Here is a 20,629-nt window from a genome sequence, read left to right on the forward strand (position 1 = left end):
GTGAGCAAGGGAGTCATAGTGACCACGACAACACCGCAGGCGATCCAGGCGGATCCCTATGCCTGGCCGTGGCACGGTCAACTCGATCTCACGCGCACGGCTCTGCTCTGCATCGACTGGCAGGTCGACTTCTGCGGCAGCGGTGGATTCATTGATTCGCTGGGCTATGACATCAGCCTGACCCGTGCGGCGATAGAACCCACCCAAAGAGTGCTTGGGCGGGCGCGCGAACTCGGGCTGACGGTGATCCACACGCGAGAAGGGCACCGCCCCGATCTCTCTGATCTGCCCGACACCAAGAGGTGGCGTTCCGCCAGTCAGGGGGTCGAGATCGGGTCCGTCGGGCCTCTGGGACGCGTGCTGATTCGAGGCGAGGCTGGGTGGGAGATCATCCCCGAGTTGGCCCCGCTTGCGGGTGAGACGGTCATCGACAAGCCCGGCAAAGGTGCGTTCTACGCCACCGACCTCGAGCACATTCTGCGCATGGCGGGGATTACCGATCTGCTGATTACGGGGTTGACCACCGATGTCTGCGTGTCGACCACAATCAGGGAGGCCAACGATCGCGGGTTCGAGGTACTCGTGCTGTCGGATTGCACGGCCGCGACCGATCGCGCCCGGCACTTGCAGACGATCGAGATCCTCACGATGCAGGGCGGCTTGTTCGCGGCTGTCGCTTCATCGGACTCCGTCCTCGCCGCGCTGGGTGCGGAATCGCTCCCGGCCGACGACCGGACGCGCTGATGTATGTCGATCTGACGGTCGTGCCGGTTGCTGCCCCCGACGACGCCCCGGTCGACAGGGTGTTCGGGCGAAGGGTCCTTGCCGTCATCGGAAAGACGGAGGGGAACGGCGGCGTTAACGACTTCAGCCGGGCTCTCGCGACTCGCGCCTGGACCGAGGGGCTCTCGGAACCGGCGTTGACCGTCATGTCGGGCGGCACTGAGGGAGTCCTCAGCCCGCATGTCACCGTGGTTTCGGAGGGTTCGACATCAGGCAACGGGCGACTTGCGGCGGGGTTCGCGCAGACCCCTCGGTTATCTGTCGAAGGGCTCGGGCGCCGAGAGCAGGTCGACGCGGTCGCTGCGGCGACGCTCGAAGCGTGCCGCAACGGAGGCTTTGATCCACGCAACGCCCACATGGTGCTCGTGAAATGCCCTTTGCTGACGACCGAGCAGATCGTGTCAGCGAGAGGCGGGGCCGTGACGGATGATCCCTACCTATCGATGGCGCGATCCCGAGCGGCTAGCTCGCTGGGCGTCGCGCTCGCGTGCGGAGAGATCGGCGGAGTCGAAGCGGACCAAGGCCTCGCAGGCGATCCTTCTGTCTGGTCGGCGGTCGCTTCGGCTTCCGCCGGTATCGAGCTCGACCGGTGCCTCGTGCTGGCGTTCGGGTCTCGACTCGACCCCGGCGGACAGCTGAACGCTGAGACGGTGGTCATGCACGACGCGATCGACGTGGAGGAGATCGTCGCGCTCCGCGATCGCATCCGAGCCGCCGGCGGCACCATCGTGCAGGTCTTCGCGAAGGCCGAGGCGAGTCCGGACGGGCGGATCCGAGGGTTACGGCACACGATGCTCACCGACACCGACCTCTCGTCGACACGACACGCGCGCGCGGCCGTAGGAGGCCTTCTAGCGGGGGTGTTCGGGCGCACATCGATCTACGTCTCCGGAGGCGCCGAGAACCAAGGGCCACCTGGAGGAGGTCCGGTGACGGTGGTGTGGCAGGAACCCACGGGCGGAGGTGAGACGAGGCGATGACGAGCAGATTCGGGCCGGTAGCGGCCACACCGTACGCGTGGCCGTTCGACGGAACGTTCTCCGCCCAGTCGACCGCGCTCCTGTGTATCGACTGGCAGGTGGACTTCTGCGGGGTCGGTGGCTACGTCGACCGCATGGGGTACGACCTCACACTCACCCGACGCGGACTCGCGCCCACAGCGCGGATCCTCGGTTCCGCTCGCGCGGCAGGCCTCCAGGTGATCCATACTCGCGAGGGTCATCGGGCGGATCTCTCGGACTGCCCGCCCAACAAACTCTGGCGCTCGCAGCAGATCGGTGCCGAGATCGGGTCGTCAGGACCGGGAGGACGCATCCTCGTACGCGGGGAACCCGGGTGGCAGATTGTGCCCGAAGTGGCACCTCTCGTGGGCGAGATCGTCATCGACAAGCCTGGCAAGGGGGCGTTCTACGGAACCGATCTCGACGTGATCTTGCGCACTCGGGGGATCACTCATCTGATTCTGACGGGGATCACAACCGACGTCTGCGTGCACACGACGATGCGGGAGGCGAACGATCGCGGCTACGAGTGCCTTCTGCTCAGTGACTGCACAGGCGCCACCGATCACGGAAACTACGAGGCGGCGCTGAAGATGATCACCATGCAGGGGGGTGTTTTCGGTGCGGTCGCGGAGTCGTCGGCGCTGGATGACGCGTTCGGTAAGGGATCCGCGCGGTGATCTCTCCTCGCATGGAGATCGCCCGCCTCCACTCCGCGTACCGGCGGGGAACCTGCACACCTCGCGATGTGGCGGAGCGCACTCTGGCTGCGATCGATGCGCGAGGACGTGACGGAGTCTGGATCTCGGTCTCCGATCGACTCGTCCGAGATGCTGAAGCACTCGATCCTGCCGATCGCGATCGTCTTCCGCTCTGGGGCATCCCCTTCGCGGTCAAAGACAACATGGACGTCGAGGGGTGGGCGACGACGGCGGCGTGCCCGTCTTTCGCCTACAGCCCCCAGCAGTCGGCACCCGTGGTTCGCGACCTGATCGCGGCAGGCGCGATCCTCGTCGGCAAGACCAACCTGGACCAGTTCGCTACCGGTCTGAACGGTACCCGTTCTCCTTACGGGACGCCCTCCTCGGCCCACGATAGCTCCCTCATCTCCGGCGGGTCGTCATCAGGATCCGCGGTAGCTGTTGCGGCGGGCCTGGTTGCGTTTTCTCTGGCGACCGATACCGCGGGGTCCGGGCGCGTTCCCGCGGCGTTGAACGGGGTCGTCGGTCTCAAGCCGAGTGTGGGCCTTGTCAGCACTCGCGGTGTCGTGCCGGCGTGCCGGTCGCTCGATTGCGTTTCGGTGATGGCGAACTCGGTTGCCGACGCAGCCATCGTGGCTCAGGTGATCGCCGGCTTCGATGATCAGGACCCCTGGTCGCGCCCGCTCCCGGTTCCTTCCGCCCGGGTTGCTTCGGTCTCGCTCGCCGGAGTCCGCCTGGGCGTGCCTGAGGTTGTCGCCGGATGGGGCGAGCGTGGCGAGGAGGACGCGTGGAGTCGGGTCCGTGCCGACCTCGTCCGAGCCGGAGCCGAACTGGTTGAGATCGACTACACCCCGCTTCTCGAGGCAGGTCGTCACCTGTATGGCGGTGCGTGGCTTGCTGAGCGCGCGACCGCCGTCTCGGTCGCGCTCGAGGAGGACCGAGACGACGTCGACCCGGTCGTGCGCCAGATCTTGGCGGGCGCCGGTGCGATGTCGGCCGCACAGGTCTGGTCGAGTATGCACCGCGTGTGGGAGTTGCGGCGGGAGGCGGATGACATCCTCCGTTCGGTCGATGCTCTGCTCACTCCCACGGTGACGAAGACCTACACGGTCGAGCAGATGCGCGCTGACCCCGTCGAACTCAACGCGCAATTGGGTACCTACACGACCTTTACCAACCTGCTCGACATGTGCGCCATCGCGGTCCCGGCGGGGAGTACGGCGGCGCACGTCCCCTTCGGTGTCACCCTTCATGGGCCTTCCGGTGCCGACCAGGAACTCGCAGGGCTGGCGTCGGCGCTCGCGGATGCGGTCGACCAGGACTCGCTGATGGAGGTCGCCGTCGTCGGCGCCCATCTCGAGGGGTTCGGACTTCATCACCAAATCACCGATCGCGGCGGGCTCCTGAGCCGGCGCACGATGACCGCACCCCGGTACCGGCTCTACGCGCTCCCCGGCGACGAGCCGCGACGTCCCGGGCTGGTGACCGATCTACGAGAAGGCGCTCGTATCGAGGTCGAGGTCTATCGGCTTCCGACTGCTACCGTCGGGTCCTTTCTCCGCGGTGTGAGTGCACCGTTGGCGATCGGCACGCTCGAGCTCGACGACGGCACCGCCGTCCACGGATTCGTCTGCGATCCGACGGCGCTCGAGGGAGCGCGTGACATCACCGCGTACGGCGGGTGGCGCTCGTATATGGCCGCGGCGGCCGATGATCTCAACAGGGCGGCCGATGCCAGCTGACGACGTCCCGATCCTCGCGGTTCACGGGGTCGCGGCCTCACCTGCCGTCTGGGATCCTCTGAAGCGCTTGATTCCACAGCTTCGGGCGCTTCGTCGCCCGAAGACCGGTCGGTTGGAGGACGAGATCGAGTGGCTGGCCGAGTATGCGGCGGGCGCGGTCATCGTGGGGATGTCAGGCGGGGCAACCCTCGGTCTCGCGCTCGCGGGCATGGGTGCCGCGTGCCATGGATTCGTCCTCCATGAGCCGGCGGCGGGGAACCTGGTGCCGGACCTTCTCTCCCCGACCGCCGAGGCCTTTCGCCGTGGCGGGACGACAGCGGTGGGTAAGGCGCTCTATGGCAGGAGGTGGTCGGTCGACCTGCTCGATGACCACGGAGACGTCGACGCGACGACGGCGAAGGAGATCGCCATGTTCCGCAGCTTTCAGCCTCGACGTCGACCGGTCGGGGGACCCCGATGCGTGGTCACGACGGGGTCTCGGTCGGCTGCGCCCAGGCACCATGTTGCGAGAGAGCTGCGGCGGCTGGGCTACGAGACTCGCACCATCGAAGGCTCCCGGCACTTCGTCACATACGAGCAGCCCGCGAGGCTGGCCGCCCTGGTGCGCGAGGTCGCCGGATTGGATGCGCCCGGGCATCCGGGGATCGATGACGGAGGTTCGGGGTGGGCGAGGTTCTGGTGGTGACCTCGCGGCGGTCTTCTAGACCTCGGCCGCGCGGTAGATCTTCGACCGCGGCACATAGCGCGCGGAGTTGCCGAGCAGCCCGGCGACCTCCTCGTCGGTGAGCTCCCGCCGCACCTTGCCGGGGATGCCCGCGACGAGCGATCGCGGCGGAACGACGGTTCCCTCGAGCACCACCGCCCCCGCGGCGACGAGCGAGTTCGCGCCGATGACGGCGCCGTTCAGCACGGTCGCGTTCATGCCGATGAGGCATCCGTCTTCGACGACGCAGCCGTGCACGACGGCGGCGTGGCCGATGCTGACGTCGGCGCCGATGATCGTCGGGTTGCCCGCCTCGGTGTGGATCACCGCGTTGTCTTGGAGGTTGCTGCGTTCGCCGAGCACGATCTCGTCGATGTCGCCGCGCAGCACCGCGCCGAACCAGACGTTGGCATCTGCAGCGTGTCGTCGATGTGACCGGGCTCGAGCGGTTCGCCGCAGGCCGGGCAGTTCCGGCCGGGCGGGAGCCCGTCGGCCTCGATCGGCCCGGTCGTCATCACAGGGAGGCGGGCGGGTCCGCGGCCAGGGAGTCGGGCTCGTTGATGAACGCGAGGAACCGCTTGCCTTTCTGCGAAGTGCGCGGCGCGAAGATGCCCTGCGGGGTCATCATCGTGGTCAGCGGGATGGAGGCCAGGCCCGCGCGGTCCAGGTCCGCGGCGGCTTGACCGACCGGGCCGCTCCAGACCTTCTGCGGGACGCCGAGCGCGGTGCCCAACGGCCCGTCGATGCCGCCCATCATCAGGTTCGCGTGCTGGGCGTAGAGGCCGCGGGACTGCAGCCAGCCGGTGGGGTCGGTGAAGTAGTGCAGCAGCCAGACGTGCAGCTGGTCGAACTCGTCGACCAGTCGGGTGAACTGCTCACGCTCACTGGCCGAGAACGGCGCCCACGAGCCGCCGTTGGCGACCGCCGCGGCCAGCCGTTGCCGCTTCTGCCGGCTCGCGGTCTCGGCCGCGGCGCGCTGCGCTCGGGTGACAGCGGCGATGAACTCGTCCGATCCGACGATGTCCTCGATCGTCGCCGCCTCATCCAGCCGCGAGGTCGCGTCGGTGAGGGCCCGCGCGATCGCGACGTTGAACTCGTGCTGCCGCTCGGCCTGCCGACTCTCCAGCGCGTGCGCGAGGGTCTCGGCGGCCAGCGGGCCCACCACGGGAACCATGGAGAGCGCGGCCTTGCCCGCGAACGCCAGGGTGTCCTCGGCCGGTTCGTGCGGCGGGATCAGTGCATCCAGATTGGTCATGTCATCCATGATGGATCACCTGGCCGACATGCCGGACGGGTTCGCCCGCTGCTGCACGTGGACGGGGCAGAGGGTCCAGACCCACCCTCGGATCGTGACCTGCCCGGCCGGCTGGCCGCAGTCCTCGCAGACGGTGGCGCTGTCGTCCTCGGCTTCCCGGATGGCGGCCGCGAACCCGGCCGCGTCGATGTGGTCGTCCTCTTCGGGGCGCGCGTAGTAGCGGAGGGTGCCGAACTTCGTCTTGCATTGCTCGACGAGATAGCCGGGCGAGATCTCCGCGAGCCGCTGGTCCAGCCGGGCGAGCAGATCCAACCATCCCGGGCCGACGTCGATGGCCGGCGCCCAGCCGTCCGCGGTGCGGTCGGCGATCGCCTGGATCTGCGGGGGAAGCTCATCGTTCATGCCCTCGAGTCTGCCGCGGCCGCGGATCAGCGGGTGAGCACGCTGTAGCGGGCGTTGCTGGCCGTGACCGCCTCCGCCCAGCGGGTCGCGGCGACGATGTGCAGTCCGGTCAGCCGCGCGATCACCGGCGCGGGCAGCTGCTGGGCGAGGGAGGCCAGCGCGCCGGCGCGGGCATGCCGGGCGCGGATGCCGAACCTGGCCAGCCGGTCGGTGAGGGAGTCGCGGGATAGCGGTGCGCCGTGATGCTGGCCGGGGAACAGCCAGTCCGCTTCTCCGGCGTCGGTGAGAAGCCGCGGCGCGTCGCGGTGCTCGCGGGCGGCGATCGCGAGCTGCCCGATCTCCGCGGGAAGCTCCAACGGGTCGGCGCCCAGACGGATCGTGACCGGGTCGGCAGCGGTGATGTCGGTGACGCGCAGCAAGTGCAGTCGGGCGACCGGGATTCCGAACAGCAGCAGCAGGGCGCCTGCCAGCCGGGTCCGCGGGTCGCCGTCGTGCGCGGTGAGCACCCGGCCCAGCAGCTCCCAGCGTTCGTCGACGCTCGCGCCGGTCGGGGTGTTCGCGGTGCGGGTCAGCGGAACCACCTGCAGGCGGGGGCAGGTGCCGTTGCGGGCGGCCCATTCCAGGAACGCCGCGACGCGGCGTGCAGCCCTCGGCCTCTCGAGCAGCCAGAGATCCAGCCGCGCCTGATCCAGCATCGTCACGGACTCCGAGCGTGCGGTGAGCCAGTCCAGCAGGCTGAGGACCTGGGTCAGTTCCTGCCGTCGCCCGTCGGATTGCCGGCGCCCGACGGAGTTGTGCTGCTCGCGCAGCTGCCGCAGATGACGCCACCGGACGAACCGGTCGAACAGGCGGCGATGATCGGGGTCCGCGATCGCCTCCGACTTCTCCCGGCACCACGCCTCGAACCGGACCAGCTGCTCGTCCCGCGCTGGCAGCAGGCCATGCTCGACCAGCAGCGCGCGGACGGGCGCGGTCGATCCCGGCGTGCCCAGCCGGTCCAGCAGTTCGTGGCTCAGCGGATCCGCGCTGCGCAGCGCGTCACGCAACTTCGCGACCGTCACGTTGCGGCGGAACGCATCGAGGGTGCGCCGTTCGTCCGCGGCCAGGAACCGGTCCCGCAAGGCGGCGAGGATCGGATCGGCCGCCACGACATCGTCGGGCAGCAGTTCGCGGATCTTGTCGTGGGCGTAGCAGCGATCACACCAGCGGCGGTGATGCAGCCGGCCGTGCGTCCCGCAGCGTCGGCAGTCGCGGAACATCAGCGGGCTGGTCCTGGCGCAGCGCTGGCAGAGCGGGCCCTGATCGGTGCGGGCGCTGACCCGGGCGTCGCGGCCGCAGCCGATGCAGGCCTCCAGGATGTGCGGGGCGCAGTGCCAGCAGAGCGGCTCTCCGTCCGGGGTGTGCCGGATCGGGAGCACCACCCGGGCGCAGACCGAGCACGGCTTGCGCAGCAGGGCGCACGTCGTGCAGATCGCCTTCGCCGTGCCCGCAAACCGGCACTCCCGTTCCTTCCCGCAACGATGACAGACGTCCACGCGCGCGGCGGCGTAGCAGCGCAAGCAGACCGCCTTCTCGGTGCCGGGGAACCGGCACCGGCCCGAGGTGCCGCAGACCGTGCAGATATCGGCGCCCGGCGCGGCGCGGCAACTGGAACACATCGGCCCGTCCGGGGTGCGCACCGCGATCAGCCGATGGTTCCGGCAGCCGATGCAGGTCGCCGAGGACTCCGGCAGCTGGTTCGTGCAGGCCTGGCAGAGCCGGTCCCCGTTCGCGAGCCGCAGCTCCAAGTGGGCGGTGCTGCCGCATCCGTCGCAGACCGCGCGGTGCGCCGCCTTGTAGCAGGCGCCGCAGCAGATCCGCCCCTCGAGCCGGTCCGGGAGCCTCCCGACCCTCCCGCAATGCCCGCAGGACAGCGTCGGCAGATCGGCGCCGAGCTCACGCAGCCGCTCGCAAAAGCTCGCGAACAACACCGACGCCGCCGGAGGGTCGGCGATCCATCCGACGCCGAACAGCTCGCATTCCAATGCCAGCCGCAGTGTGCGATCCGCCTTCATCCCCTCGGTCGCCGTCAGCATCATGTGGAGCGTCCCGCCCGGGATGTGGTCGGCGACGAACCGGTCCAGCCGCTCGTCCGCGACCTCCTGCAGCGCCGTCCAGCAGGACCGGCAGTAGGCCCGGTCGGCCACCTGCGCATGCCGACGCTGCCCAGGCCGTTCGCACTCGACGCAGTCGATCATCACGTCCAGCCGGGCCCGGCCGCAGGCCTCGCAGATCCGATCCTCACCGTCCCGGCAGTTCAGCAGCACGACCCGGCTGCAGCGCGCGCAACCCGGCGGGCGAACGATGCTTCCGCCGGCGGCGGCAAGCTCCAGCAGGATGCGATCCAACTGTCGCGGGATCCTCGACGATCCCGCCGTCAGCATCCCTGGGTCAGCGCGCAGCTGTGCGAGCAGCCGCCGCCCTGCGGGTTCCTGGACGATGATGCGATCCACGATCTGGCGGACGACATCTCGCGGGACGGTTGTCTCCACCTCGGCAATGACCGCGACCAGGTCGCCGCGGACATCGTCACCCATCGGTGGGAAGCACGCGTGCCCGCGGCGGACGCAGGCCCTTCTCCCGCAGCGTCGCCGCGCCGCTTGCCGAGTGGTCCTCGCCGTCGGTGCCCGTCGCGGCCGCCGATGCGCCCAGGTCGACCTTGCGGACCAGGTCGTCGGCGCTGCACTCGAAGATGTCCATCAGCGCGACCAGCACGTGCATGTTCAGCCGCTCCGGCTTCTCCGTCGCCAGCCGGTAGATCTGGCTCGCCGACAACTCGATCCCGCGCTCCCGCAGCAGCGGCACCAGCCTCGAGGTCGCGAAGATCCCCGACGCGGCCATCACCTCCCGCAGCCGCCACTCATACCCGATCACCTTCATCAGACCGCTCCTTCCTCCCGCGGCCGCAGCCGCTGCAACGCATCCCGCATCATCTTGTTCGCGAAGTCCCCGCTGACCCCGGTGTAGATCGACGTCGTCGACTGGTGCTGATGCCCGAGCTGGCGTTGCACGAACACCGGATCCACGCCTTCCTCGATCAGATGCGTCGTGTAGCTGTGCCGCAACGCGTGCGGCGACAACACCCGATCCAGCCCGAGATCATCCCGGTAGGCCGCGAACCGGTCCGACAGCTCCCGGGTGCGCAGCCTCGTGCCTCGCTCCGAGAACCACAGCGCCCGCTCGCCATCCGGCCGCATCAACGGCCAGACGTTCTCCAGATAGTCCTGCACCGCCTCCACTGCCCAATCCCGCAGCGTGACCACCGAGCGGCGCTTCGGTGGACCGCCCTTGGACGCCTTCCCGAAGCGGACGTGCAGCATCCCGAACTCGCCGAACTCCGGCGCGTGTGCGTTGCGGTAGAAGTCGGTCACGTCCAGATGAACGGCCTCGTTCGCCCGCAGCCCCCACGCGTAGGTCACCCGCAGCAGCACCGCATCCCGATACGCCGGCAACGCCCCCTTGCGGCCGCTCGCCAGGCACCGCTCGACCTCCTCATCGGCGCGATCGAACAGCGCCTGCAGCTCGTCCCGGGTCAACGGACGCCGGCCGGGATGGCCCTCGTAGTCCTGCAGATGCCGGGTCGTGTTCCAGTCGTGGCAGACCTGCACCGGGTGCGTCCCGAACCGCTGCTCGCATTCGGCGACCCAGCCGTAATGCTCCGAGGTCAGATAGTCGCAGAACTGCCGCACCGCCTGCTGGTAGCTGCGGATCGTCGACGGCGCCAACTGCCGCACCGATACCAGGTCCAGCATCCACTCATCGAACAGCCCCGCCGACCACAGCCACGGCCACGATCCCGCGTGCGCGTGGAACTGCCGCACCGCCCGAGCCGACGCGGTCACGTAGTCCTCGCCCAGCGCGCGGCCGCCCAGCAGCTGCGCACGCCACCCCGTCATCATCGCCTCGAAGACGCTCTCTTCCGCGCGCAGGAACGAGACACCCGAGGCCAGATATAACCCCGCAACACCGTGCGCCACCGGCCCCGAAACCACCCGAATAGCTCCCATCAAACGCAGACATTATGCATCTAACGCGAACGCTCGGTACGAGCGCAACTCGATCCGCACTATCACCAGGTGCCCCGGACCCCTCCTGTACGATCAGCGACACCTAGAACGCCACCCGAACCTGCGTTAGACGCAAAAGGGCGTGGTTGTCTCCATCGTCGGGGCTCGGGCGGCGACGGAATACGGGGAGCATGTCGCCGGTCAGCTCGCGTCCGGCCTCGGCGGGCACGGGGTCGCCGTGGTGTCGGGTGCGGCATACGGCATCGACGGCGCGGCGCATCGTGGCGCGCTCGCGGCCGGTGGCATGACGATCGCGCTGCTGGCGGGCGGAGTCGACCGTCCGTACCCGAGTGGGCATTCGGATCTGATCGAGCGGATATGCGCGGGCGGCGCAGTCATGTCCGAGGTCCCGCCGGGCACAGCCCCCACCAAGTGGCGGTTTCTGGCCAGAAACCGCATGATCGCGGCCCTCGGCCAGGCCACCGTCGTGGTCGAGGCAGGGTGGCGCAGCGGGTCGCTGAACACCGCCCACCACGCGGCGACCTTGGGAAGGCCGCTCGGAGCGGTGCCGGGCCCCGTCACGAGCGCCGCGTCTGCGGGCTGCCATCGCTTGCTGCGCGAGCTGGATGCCATCTGCGTGACCTCGGCCGACGATGCGCGCGAGCTCATCGGATGGTGTGCCGGCCCGGGCGCGGCAGCGCCGGGGGACGGTGACCGCGTCGGAGACGAGAGTCGGGTGCTGGATGCCTTGAGCACGCGTGCGCCCCGGTCCGTCGAGGAGCTCGCTCGCCGCAGCGGAATGTCGATCTCCGAGGTCCGTTCGTCGCTGGGGCTGCTCGCGCTCGACGGGAGGGCGTTGGCAGAGGGGAGCGGCTGGCGGAGAGCGTAACGCGGTGCGCAGCGCCGCCACGCCGTGGCATCCGCCGTTCGCGTCGATCGCGAGGCGGCATGCTGGGAAGGTGAATCTGCCCGAGGCGATCGACGCGTTCTGTGTGCACCTCACGAGTGTGCGCCGGCTCGCGCCCGCCACCGTGCGTGCGTATCGGTCAGACCTGCAGAACCTCTGCGCCGTGATCGGGCCGTTGCCGCTGGCGGAGATCGATCTCGAGGCGCTCCGCGAATGGATGTGGGTGTGTGCCCAGCACGGCGATGCGCGTTCGACGCTCGCGCGCCGAGCAGCCGCGACGCGGGCCCTTTTTTCCTGGGCCTTCGACAACGAGGCGATCACTGCCAATCCGGCGTTGCGGCTGGTCAGTCCGAAGCGTCCCGCATCGCTCCCGAAGGTTGCGGCCGCGGATGCGCTCACCGATGTGTTGGACCGGATGTCCGCACGCGCCGCCGAGGGGGACCCGCTCGATCTGCGCGACCACGCGATGATCGAGGTGCTGTACGGATCGGCGTTGCGGGTGTCGGAGCTGTGCGGGCTCGACATCGATGACCTCGACCGCACGCATCGCACGGCTCGTGTCTGGGGAAAAGGCGCGAAGGAGCGGATCGTTCCGTACGGCGGTGCCGCTGCACGCGCTCTCGAGGCGTATCTCGTGCGCGGTCGTCCCACGCTGGTCGATCGCGCCACTACGGCGCCGAGCGGAGCTCTCTTCCTCGGTGCGCGCGGATCGCGGGTGGGGCCGCGCGCGGTGTACGACGTCGTCGCGCGCGAGCTCGCCCCCGTGCTCGGTGACGCCGCTGGTCCGCACGCTTTGCGCCACTCGGGCGCGACGCACCTGCTCGACGGTGGGGCCGACTTGCGCGCCGTGCAGGAGATGCTGGGGCACGCGAGCCTGGGGACGACCCAGATCTACACGCACGTCAGCAGCGAGCGGCTCGCTGGTGCATACCGCCTGGCGCATCCGCGGGCCTGATCGTCCTAGGCTGGCGGCATGCTTCACGGAAAGCGCAGGATCGCGATCGCGCTCGCAGCCGTTGCGCTTGCACTGTCTGGGTGTGCGAGCAGCACGCCCGAGGTTCGCCTCACGGTGCTCCCTACTCCGCTTCCGGTATCGCCCACTCCCACTCCTACTCCCACGGCGAGCATCACCGCTTCGCCGTCCGCCTCTCCGACCAGCTCCGAGTTCTGCGCTTCGGGCGTTGCGACCCTGGCCGGCGATGATCAGTCGTTCACGGTGACGGGGGACTGTGCCGAGCTCACGATCGCCGGGAGCCGCTTGCTCGTCATCGTCGACGGGGCGCTCGGGAGCGTCGTCATTCAGGGGACCGCAAATGACATCACCCTCGGCGATATCGATACGCTCCGCTTGGAAGGGACCGACAACGGGATCGCGACCGGAGCCATCGGCACGATGACGATCGCGGGGGACCGCAACGGGATCGCCTCCGACGGATCGATCGGTGCCGTCACCCTCAACGGCAACGACAACTCTGTGTCCGCGATCGAGATCGGACTGGTCAGCGACAACGGCGACCGCAACGCGATCGGCTGAGCCTCACTCACAGCACGGCAGGAGCACGGACCCGGGAACGCCGCCGAGCATCACGAGCGGGTTGAGGTACTCGCCGTCGAGACGCAGTCCGACGTGCACCATCCCGTCACCGGCATGTCCGCCCGACGAGAGCACACCGATGCGCTCGCCCGCTTCGACGGCGTCACCGATACGGACGATGGCGGTCACGGGCTCGAACGAGGTGACCAGACCGCTGCCATGGTCGACGGTGACCACCTCACGACCTGCGACAGGTCCGGCGAAGGCGACGACACCTGCCGCCGGTGCATACACCGACAGGTCTTCGAAAAGCTGCAGGTCGATGCCACGGTGGCCGGGGCCATAGCGATGGGCGGGGGCGACGTAGGGGCGCGCCAGTCGGAAGCCGGTCGCGGGCCATACCCATCCGTCCGTGAATGCCGCGTCTGCACTCCGGGACGACGTGACGGTCAGGGATGCGGATGTCGGCGCGGAAGCGGCTGCGGCGCTCGCGGTGAGGCCCGACGCCATACCGACGATGATCAGCGAGACGGCGACGAGGTGGATGCGTCCTCGGGGAGTGAACATGGCGCCATCGTCCATCGCGGAGCGGGGCCGGATCCGCGTGCGCGCGATGCTGGGGAGAGCGGACGGAGCACGGCCGCGGGGGAGGAGCGGTCGCTGGTACACTGAGAGGGCATCTCGCTTGTCGGGATGACTACGCGTGCCCACAGCCCGGGTCTTCCGGGTGGCATCTCTCCCCACGGTCTCGGCGGACATTCCGCCGAGCGGGAGCGTGCCGGGTACCAGGAAGCCCGATCCGCCGATCGGCGACACAACCGCAAGAGACGCCCTCGCGTCAGAAAAGGAGCACGGCCATGGCCGTCGTCACCATTCGCCAGCTGCTGGACAGCGGCGTGCACTTCGGACACCAGACCCGCCGCTGGAACCCGAAAGTCAAGCGCTTCATCCTCACGGAGCGCAGCGGCATCCACATCATCGACCTGCAGCAGTCGCTCACGTACATCGACAGGGCCTACGAGTTCGTCAAGGAGACGGTGGCCCACGGCGGCACGATCCTTTTCGTCGGCACGAAGAAGCAGGCGCAGGAAGTCATCGCCGAGCAGGCCACGCGCGTGGGCCAGCCCTACGTCAACCAGCGTTGGCTCGGCGGTCTGCTGACGAACTTCTCGACGGTCTCCAAGCGCCTGCAGCGCATGAAGGAGCTCGAGGAGCTCGACTACGAGAACCCGGCCGTCAGCGGGCTCACCAAGAAGGAGCTTCTGATCAAGAAGCGTGAGCTCGACAAGCTTCACAAGTCGCTGGGCGGTATCCGCAACCTGCAGAAGACCCCCTCGGCGATCTGGGTCGTCGACGCCAAGCGTGAGCACCTCGCCATCGATGAGGCCAAGAAGCTCGGCATCCCGGTGATCGGCATCCTCGACACCAACGCCGACCCCGACGAATTCCAGTTCCCGATCCCGGGCAACGACGACGCCATCCGCTCGGTGAGCCTGCTCACCCGCATCGTGGCCGACGCCGCCGCTGACGGTCTCATCCAGCGTCACCAGCCCGACGCCGCCGCAGAGTCCGCCGAGTCGGCTGAGCCGCTGGCCGAGTGGGAGCGCGAGCTGCTCGAGCAGGGTGCGCCCGTCGTCACCGATGTCGCCGAGGTCGAGACCGCTGCGACCGAGTCGGCCGCAGACGCCGCCGGCGCTGAGGCCGCCGCCGAAGCCAAGTAAGCCGCACGCCTCTTGGAGGTCCACCCACCTTCAGAAGGCATAGACACACTGCTCCGGTGGCGCATGCGCGCCACCGGAGCATCCATGAGAACTCACCACGAACAAGGAGCTGCCACCCATGGCAAACTTCACGATCGCCGACATCAAGGCGCTGCGCGAGCAGCTCGGCACCGGCATGGTCGACACTAAGAAGGCGCTGGAAGAGGCCGACGGAGACGTCGAGAAGGCCGTTGAGATCCTGCGTCTGAAGGGCGCGAAGGGCAATGCCAAGCGCGCCGACCGTTCCACCAGCGAGGGCCTCATCGCCGCGCGTGAGCTCGACGGCAAGGTCACTCTGATCGAGCTCGCCTGCGAGACGGACTTCGTGGCGAAGAACGAGCGCTTCACCGCGCTCGCGGAGAAGGTCTTGGATGCCGCCTCGGCGGTCTCGGCCGACTCGGTCGAGGCTGCGCTGGCGGCACCGGCCGGGGGCAGCACCGTCGAGCAGGTCATCTCTGACGACGCGGCCATCATCGGCGAGAAGGTCGAACTGCGCCGTGTACGCACGCTCTCCGGCGATTCCTTCGAGATCTACCTGCACAAGACCAACAAGGATCTGCCCCCGCAGGTCGGTGTCGTCCTCGCCTACACGGGTGAGGATGCCGAGACCGCTCGTGCGATCGCGCAGCACATCTCGTTCGCGAACCCCTCGTTCCTGAGTCGCGATGAGGTCCCCGAGGCCGATGTCGAGAAGGAGCGCGAGATCGTGACCGAGATCTCACGCAACGAGGGCAAGCCGGAGGCGGCGCTGCCCAAGATCGTCGAGGGACGCGTGAACGCGTTCTTCAAGCAGGTCTCGCTGCTCGACCAGGACTACGCGCGCGACAACAAGCTCAGCGTCGCGAAGGTTGCGGCAGACGCCGGCCTCACCCTCACCGGCTTCGCCCGGTTCAAGGTCGGAGCCTGAGGTTCTGTGAAGGGGCCCGCATCGTGTGATGCGGGCCCCTTCGCATGCTCTCGGCTAGGTTGTACACGTAACGGAAGGATCACGACGTGACCGATGAATCGACCGGGCGCCGACGCGTCCTTCTGAAACTCTCCGGTGAGGCGTTCGGCGGCGGCCAGCTCGGGGTCAACCCCGATGTCGTCAGCCAGATCGCGCGCGAGATCGCCGCGGCGGTGGACGACGTCGAGATCGCCGTCGTCGTCGGCGGCGGCAACTTCTTCCGCGGTGCCGAGCTCAGCCAGCGCGGCATGGACCGCGGCCGTGCCGATTACATGGGCATGCTCGGAACCGTCATGAACGCGTTGGCACTCCAGGACTTCCTCGAGCAGGCAGGAGCTGCGACCCGCGTGCAGTCGGCGATTTCGATGACCCAGGTCGCCGAGCCGTATATTCCGCGTCGCGCGACCCGTCACATGGAAAAGGGTCGCGTCGTCATCTTCGGTGCGGGCGCGGGACTGCCGTACTTCTCCACCGACACGGTGGCCGCCCAGCGCGCGCTCGAGATCGGCGCCACGGAGGTTCTGGTCGCCAAGAACGGCGTCGACGGCGTCTACACCGCCGATCCGCGCACCGACCCGACGGCGACCCGCATCGACACCATCACCTACCGGGAGGCGCTGCAGCAGGGCCTCAAGGTCGTGGATTCGACCGCCTTCAGCCTGTGCATGGACAACGGCATGGACATGCGGGTGTTCGGCATGGAGCCCGAGGGCAACGTCACCCGCGCGCTGCTCGGCGCGCCCATCGGAACGCGCGTCACCGTCGCCGCGTGACGCGCGGACTAGACTGGACACTTCGGAACACCCTGGAGGAATCACCGTGATCGCGGATGTCTTGACCGATGCCGGAGCCCGCATGGACCGAGCCGTGGAGGGCGCCAAGGACGACTTCGCAACGGTGCGCACCGGTCGGGCCAATCCGCAGCTCTTCCAGCGCGTGATGGTCGACTACTACGGCTCCCCGACTCCGCTGAACCAGCTGGCCTCGCTGAACAACCCCGAGGCGCGAACCCTGATCGTCACGCCCTACGACAAGTCGGCGCTCAAGGCGATCGAACAGGCTATCCGAGACATGCCCAACCTCGGCGCGAACCCGACCAATGACGGCACGATCGTCCGAGTGACGATGCCTGAGCTGACCGAGGAGCGCCGCAAGGAGTTCGTCAAGCTGGTGCGCACCAAGGCCGAGGACGCGAAGGTTCACGTACGCGGCATCCGACGCAAGGCGAAGGACGATCTGGACGCGCTCAAAACGGAGTTCGGCGAGGACGAGCTGAGCCGCGCGGAAAAGGAGCTCGACACCATCACGCGCGCGCACGTCGATCTCATCGACGAGGCGCTCAAGCGCAAAGAAGCAGAACTGCTCGAGGTCTAGCTGTCGCCATGGCGGACGAGAGCCCTGATCGCGGCGCGGCCGCACCCGATCCGGCCGGAGCGGCGCCGGAGGGCGGCTCGGCGTTCCATGCGCACATGATGTCGGCGCGCAGTGAATTCGAGTCGCAGGTCGCCCATGCGCGCGCTGAGTTCGAAGAGGCCAACGAGCGCCTCAAGAAGCGCACCGGTCGCGATCTCATCCTCGCCATCGTCATCGGTGTCGCGATCGGTGCGATCGTGTTGTCGTCGCTCGTTTTCATCAAGTGGCTGTTCGTGCCGCTCGCGCTTGCGGCGGTTCTGCTCGGCAGCTTCGAGCTCTCCCGTGCCCTGAGCGGTGCCGGCCGTCGCATCGACGTCATCCCGCAGCTGGCCGCCGGTGTGCTCCTCATCCCCACGGCGGCGTTCGCGCACCTGTGGCTGCAGTGGGTGGCGCTGTTCGTCTCCCTCGCCGTGGTCGTGGTGTGGCGCCTGGTCGCCCAGATGGTCGCGGCAGACGGCCGTACCTACGGCGCGGTGGCGACCGACGTGCTCGCCGGAACCTTCGCCGTGGTCTACGTGCCCTTCCTCGCGAGCATGTGCATGCTGCTGCTGCGGGAGGACGCCGGCGAGTGGTGGGTGATCGGCTTCATCGCGGTGGCCGTCGTGGCCGATACGGCCGCCTACGCGTCGGGTCTCAGCTTCGGCCGCCACAAGATGGCACCCCGCATCAGCCCGAACAAGACCTGGGAGGGCTTTGCGGGGGCCGTGGTGGGAGCTGTCGCCGCCGGCGTCCTGCTCGCGATCTTCCTGTTGCACATCCCGTGGTGGGCCGGTGCGATCTTCGGCATCGTCATCCTGCTCACTGCGACGCTCGGCGACCTCGGTGAGTCGATGGTCAAGCGCGATCTTGGCGTCAAGGACATGAGCTCCTGGCTGCCGGGCCACGGCGGTGTCCTTGACCGGCTCGATTCGATCCTGCCCTCGGCGACGGCAGCGCTCGCCTTGTACTATCTCTTCCAGCCCCTGGGGACGTCGTGACAGATACTTCTGATTCTCCGATCACCGAACCCGGCGCCGCCGATGAGACGTCCTCTCTCGCGGTCCGCGTGGACGACGCGGCATCGACCGGCGTGGAGGAGGCTGCAGCGGACGAGGCCGCGCCGGCACCCCTGTTCCCGTTGGCGGGCCGGGGGCGAAAGGGCTATGAGCGTGCCGCGGTGGAGGCCTTCCTCGGCAATGCGCGAGAGGCATTCGAGCGACCCGACGAGGTCGCGCTCGGATCGGGCGATGTCCGCGCCGCGGGATTCCCGGTCGTCCGTCGCGGGTACGACATCGCCGCCGTGGATGCCGCGCTGACGCGCCTCGAGGACGCCTTCGCGGCGCGCGAGCGGGAACAGGCGATCGCCCGTTCTGGCCCTGACGACTGGGTCACCCGAGCCCGCGAAGAGGCACAGACGATCCTCAACCGGATTGGACGCCCTCGCAAGCGCCGGTTCGACCGCGTCGGGGCGCTCCGCTATGGCTACCGTGTCGACGAGGTGGACTTCGTCATGGACAAGATCTCGGGATACCTGCAGGCCGGCAGCGGCGCGAACGTCGCCCAGGTGAGGTCCGTCGCTTTCCAGATGCAGCGGGGCGGATACCGCGAGGCGCAAGTGGACGCGCTGCTGGACAGCGTCGTCGAGGTCATGCTCGCCGTCGAGTAGCCCACTCGACGAGTCACGGACCTCGTTCTCAGACTGGCGTCGGTAGAATTGCAGCATTGTGAGTGAGACGGACCGGCCAGACACCGCCCCCGCGCGGCGTCACAGCGAGTTGACGCCGCGTTCTTCGACCGCGCCCGCCCCGACCCCACGGCCCCCGGCTCCGCGGGTCCACTGGTCGAAGAAGCGCGGTGTGCTCGGAGTGGTCGCCGCCTTCGCCGCGATCGGCTTCGTCGCGGTCTCGGCGGGCCCGACGGGCATGGCCTTGGCGGCCGCCGATGACGATGCGCCCGCGTCGGTCTCGCTGTACGCGAGCTCGATCGTGGACGCGCAATCGCTCGTCGTCGCCGGTGAGGAGTCGACCGACGCGGTCGATCTCGACCGGGACGGCTACCAGGTCTACGTCACCCCGACCCCGACCCCGACCCCCGAACCTGTCGCCGCAGCGGCGTCCGCGGCGACGGTGCTGTACTACAGCGGAGGCGGGAGCCCGGCCGAGTGGATGGCAGCCGCCGGCATTCCCGAGAGCGACTGGGGCTACGTCGACTACATCGTCGGGCGTGAGAGCGGCTGGAACCCCAATGCGACCAACCGCAGCTCCGGGGCATGCGGGCTCGTGCAGGCGCTGCCGTGCAGCAAGGTGCCGGGCAACGGATACGACCCCGTCGACAATCTTCGCTGGGCCAACGGCTACGCGGTGGGCCGCTACGGCAGCTGGGCCGGCGCGTACAACTTCTGGATCAACAACCACTGGTGGTGAGCGCCGCCGCCTCCGCCATGCCACGATCTCACCGACGACGCCCGGAGCGCCCGGCCGGCGACGGCTTCGAGCGGATGCTCGCGGGGTGGAAGAGAACCGAGACCCGGCGCGGCACGGAGTGGACGGTACAACCGGTCACTGCGAGCGCAGCGACCAAGAGCTACACCTGCCCCGGATGCACCCGGGTGATCGGTCCGGGCACGGCGCACGTCGTCACGTGGCGCGCTGACGGAGTACTGGGCGATGCGGCGGACCTCGCCGCACGCCGCCATTGGCACACACACTGCTGGAGGATCAGCTGAGATGGAGATCAGGGGCGCGGTGACCCTGCCGGCGCGACGCGAGGACATCGAGTTGCGCACGGCAGATGGGCTGACCCTCGTCGGTGAGCTGGCTCTACCAGAGTCGGGTCGGATCTCGGCGACTCTTGTCACCCTGCATCCGCTCCCCACCGCGGGCGGGTTCATGGACTCCCACATCCTCCGCAAGGCTGCGGCGCGTCTGCCCGCTCTCGCGGATCTGGCGGTGCTGCGCTTCAACACGAGGGGGACGAGTTCGCCGCGCGGGACGAGCGAGGGTGCGTTCGACGGTGGCGAAGCCGAACGATGGGATGTCGCGGCCGCCATGGATTTCGTCCGCGAGCGGGGCCTGCCCAGACCGTGGATCGTCGGCTGGTCCTTCGGCACCGAGCTGGCGCTCAAGTACGCTGCCGAGCACGACGTGGAGGGCATCATCCTGCTCTCCCCACCGCTGCACCGAGCGACGCCGGCCGAGGTCGCCGCCTGGGCCGAGGACCCACGACCGGTCATCGTGCTGGTGCCGGAGTTCGACGACTACCTGCGTCCGGAGGAAGCACGCGAAAGGTTCGCTGTCATCCCTGACGCCACGGTGATCGGGGTGGACGGCGCCAAGCACCTCTGGGTCGGTGAGACCTACACACGTGTCGTCCTCACCGAGATCGTCGCGGCGGTGAACCCCGACGCGCTCCCTCTGCCGGTGGAGTGGCATGGCTCACTCGCGGCTACGCAGTAGTC

At 68.7% G+C, this 20,629-nt stretch carries 23 protein-coding genes and 1 pseudogene; 17 read left to right on the plus strand and 7 right to left on the minus strand.

All coding sequences use genetic code 11. The annotated features are described in order from the left end of the window. Window positions 1-18: 18 nt before the first annotated feature. From biuH (ABD206_RS02865) to ABD206_RS02885, 5 genes are read left to right on the plus strand one after another with little or no spacing between them, the layout of a single operon-like run. Window positions 19-744, plus strand: a complete 726-nt coding sequence (biuH, locus tag ABD206_RS02865; protein WP_195691668.1) for a biuret amidohydrolase — start codon at window positions 19-21, stop codon at window positions 742-744. Then, window positions 744-1,763, plus strand: coding sequence for a ring-opening amidohydrolase (locus ABD206_RS02870; RefSeq protein ID WP_195691667.1), 1,020 nt, complete (start codon window positions 744-746; stop codon window positions 1,761-1,763). Before biuH (ABD206_RS02865) ends, ABD206_RS02870 begins: the two co-directional genes overlap by 1 nt. Further along, entirely contained in the window at window positions 1,760-2,464 is a 705-nt protein-coding gene (biuH, locus tag ABD206_RS02875; RefSeq protein ID WP_228178108.1) for a biuret amidohydrolase, read from the plus strand. Before ABD206_RS02870 ends, biuH (ABD206_RS02875) begins: the two co-directional genes overlap by 4 nt. Continuing rightward, entirely contained in the window at window positions 2,461-4,227 is a 1,767-nt protein-coding gene (gene atzF / locus ABD206_RS02880; RefSeq protein ID WP_286932984.1) for an allophanate hydrolase, read from the plus strand. The genes biuH (ABD206_RS02875) and atzF overlap by 4 nt, the downstream gene beginning before the upstream one ends. Then, entirely contained in the window at window positions 4,217-4,912 is a 696-nt protein-coding gene (locus tag ABD206_RS02885; protein WP_195691666.1) for an alpha/beta fold hydrolase, read from the plus strand. Before atzF ends, ABD206_RS02885 begins: the two co-directional genes overlap by 11 nt. A 15-nt stretch (window positions 4,913-4,927) precedes the next feature. Here ABD206_RS02885 and ABD206_RS02890 read toward each other — a convergent pair whose 3' ends face one another. From ABD206_RS02890 to ABD206_RS02915, 6 genes are read right to left on the minus strand one after another with little or no spacing between them, the layout of a single operon-like run. After that, on the minus strand, window positions 4,928-5,398 hold the full coding sequence (locus ABD206_RS02890) for a gamma carbonic anhydrase family protein (RefSeq protein ID WP_425561171.1): 471 nt from the start codon (window positions 5,396-5,398) through the stop codon (window positions 4,928-4,930). A gap of 46 nt (window positions 5,399-5,444) precedes the next feature. After that, entirely contained in the window at window positions 5,445-6,194 is a 750-nt protein-coding gene (locus ABD206_RS02895) for a hypothetical protein (RefSeq protein WP_344069013.1), read from the minus strand. 6 nt (window positions 6,195-6,200) lie between these two features. Continuing rightward, a complete protein-coding gene (locus tag ABD206_RS02900) occupies window positions 6,201-6,587 on the minus strand; it encodes a hypothetical protein (protein WP_344069016.1) in 387 nt (128 codons plus the stop codon). Window positions 6,588-6,613: 26 nt separating this feature from the next. Continuing rightward, on the minus strand, window positions 6,614-9,163 hold the full coding sequence (locus tag ABD206_RS02905; protein WP_344069019.1) for a hypothetical protein: 2,550 nt from the start codon (window positions 9,161-9,163) through the stop codon (window positions 6,614-6,616). Continuing rightward, window positions 9,156-9,506 (minus strand): helix-turn-helix domain-containing protein, encoded by a 351-nt coding sequence (locus tag ABD206_RS02910; RefSeq protein ID WP_344069021.1) that lies wholly within the window; start codon window positions 9,504-9,506, stop codon window positions 9,156-9,158. Before ABD206_RS02910 ends, ABD206_RS02905 begins: the two co-directional genes overlap by 8 nt. After that, window positions 9,506-10,633 carry a tyrosine-type recombinase/integrase gene (locus ABD206_RS02915; protein ID WP_344069023.1) on the minus strand — a complete coding sequence of 376 codons (1,128 nt, stop codon included), beginning with the start codon at window positions 10,631-10,633 and terminating at the stop codon, window positions 9,506-9,508. The genes ABD206_RS02910 and ABD206_RS02915 overlap by 1 nt, the downstream gene beginning before the upstream one ends. 148 nt (window positions 10,634-10,781) lie before the next feature. Here ABD206_RS02915 and ABD206_RS02920 point away from each other — a divergent pair. From ABD206_RS02920 to ABD206_RS02930, 3 genes and pseudogenes are all read left to right on the plus strand, one after another. Next, a pseudogene (locus ABD206_RS02920) lies at window positions 10,782-11,522 on the plus strand (DNA-processing protein DprA); the annotation flags it as partial. Window positions 11,523-11,592: 70 nt separating this feature from the next. After that, a complete protein-coding gene (locus ABD206_RS02925; RefSeq protein WP_344069026.1) occupies window positions 11,593-12,495 on the plus strand; it encodes a tyrosine-type recombinase/integrase in 903 nt (300 codons plus the stop codon). 18 nt (window positions 12,496-12,513) lie between these two features. Continuing rightward, entirely contained in the window at window positions 12,514-13,074 is a 561-nt protein-coding gene (locus ABD206_RS02930) for a hypothetical protein (protein ID WP_344069029.1), read from the plus strand. A 3-nt stretch (window positions 13,075-13,077) separates the two neighbouring features. On the opposite strand, the gene ABD206_RS02935 is transcribed toward ABD206_RS02930, so the two are convergent. Beyond that, window positions 13,078-13,641: a murein hydrolase activator EnvC family protein gene (locus ABD206_RS02935; protein WP_344069032.1), complete on the minus strand. Its 564-nt coding sequence runs from the start codon at window positions 13,639-13,641 to the stop codon at window positions 13,078-13,080. A 290-nt stretch (window positions 13,642-13,931) separates the two neighbouring features. On the opposite strand from ABD206_RS02935, the gene rpsB reads away from it, so the two are divergent. From rpsB to ABD206_RS02980, 9 genes are all read left to right on the plus strand, one after another. Then, on the plus strand, window positions 13,932-14,795 hold the full coding sequence (gene rpsB / locus ABD206_RS02940; RefSeq protein ID WP_344069035.1) for a 30S ribosomal protein S2: 864 nt from the start codon (window positions 13,932-13,934) through the stop codon (window positions 14,793-14,795). Window positions 14,796-14,913: 118 nt separating this feature from the next. Next, window positions 14,914-15,741: a translation elongation factor Ts gene (gene tsf / locus ABD206_RS02945; protein WP_344069038.1), complete on the plus strand. Its 828-nt coding sequence runs from the start codon at window positions 14,914-14,916 to the stop codon at window positions 15,739-15,741. 86 nt (window positions 15,742-15,827) lie between these two features. Continuing rightward, window positions 15,828-16,553: a UMP kinase gene (pyrH, locus tag ABD206_RS02950; protein WP_344069041.1), complete on the plus strand. Its 726-nt coding sequence runs from the start codon at window positions 15,828-15,830 to the stop codon at window positions 16,551-16,553. A gap of 46 nt (window positions 16,554-16,599) precedes the next feature. Beyond that, on the plus strand, window positions 16,600-17,154 hold the full coding sequence (frr, locus tag ABD206_RS02955; protein WP_344069043.1) for a ribosome recycling factor: 555 nt from the start codon (window positions 16,600-16,602) through the stop codon (window positions 17,152-17,154). A gap of 8 nt (window positions 17,155-17,162) precedes the next feature. Then, the gene (locus ABD206_RS02960) at window positions 17,163-18,170 is read left to right on the plus strand and encodes a phosphatidate cytidylyltransferase (RefSeq protein WP_344069045.1); all 1,008 of its coding nucleotides are present in this window, start codon (window positions 17,163-17,165) and stop codon (window positions 18,168-18,170) included. Beyond that, a complete protein-coding gene (locus tag ABD206_RS02965; RefSeq protein ID WP_344069049.1) occupies window positions 18,167-18,838 on the plus strand; it encodes a DivIVA domain-containing protein in 672 nt (223 codons plus the stop codon). Before ABD206_RS02960 ends, ABD206_RS02965 begins: the two co-directional genes overlap by 4 nt. 58 nt (window positions 18,839-18,896) lie before the next feature. Continuing rightward, window positions 18,897-19,595 carry an aggregation-promoting factor C-terminal-like domain-containing protein gene (locus tag ABD206_RS02970; RefSeq protein WP_344069051.1) on the plus strand — a complete coding sequence of 233 codons (699 nt, stop codon included), beginning with the start codon at window positions 18,897-18,899 and terminating at the stop codon, window positions 19,593-19,595. 17 nt (window positions 19,596-19,612) lie between these two features. Beyond that, the gene (locus tag ABD206_RS02975) at window positions 19,613-19,897 is read left to right on the plus strand and encodes a hypothetical protein (RefSeq protein WP_344071392.1); all 285 of its coding nucleotides are present in this window, start codon (window positions 19,613-19,615) and stop codon (window positions 19,895-19,897) included. A 1-nt stretch (window position 19,898) separates the two neighbouring features. Next, window positions 19,899-20,627: an alpha/beta hydrolase gene (locus ABD206_RS02980; protein ID WP_344069053.1), complete on the plus strand. Its 729-nt coding sequence runs from the start codon at window positions 19,899-19,901 to the stop codon at window positions 20,625-20,627. The last annotated feature ends 2 nt before the right edge of the window (window positions 20,628-20,629 follow it).

It is taken from the genome of Microbacterium sediminicola (genome assembly GCF_039531125.1).
In the GTDB taxonomy this organism is placed as follows: Bacteria; Actinomycetota; Actinomycetes; order Actinomycetales; family Microbacteriaceae; genus Microbacterium; species Microbacterium sediminicola.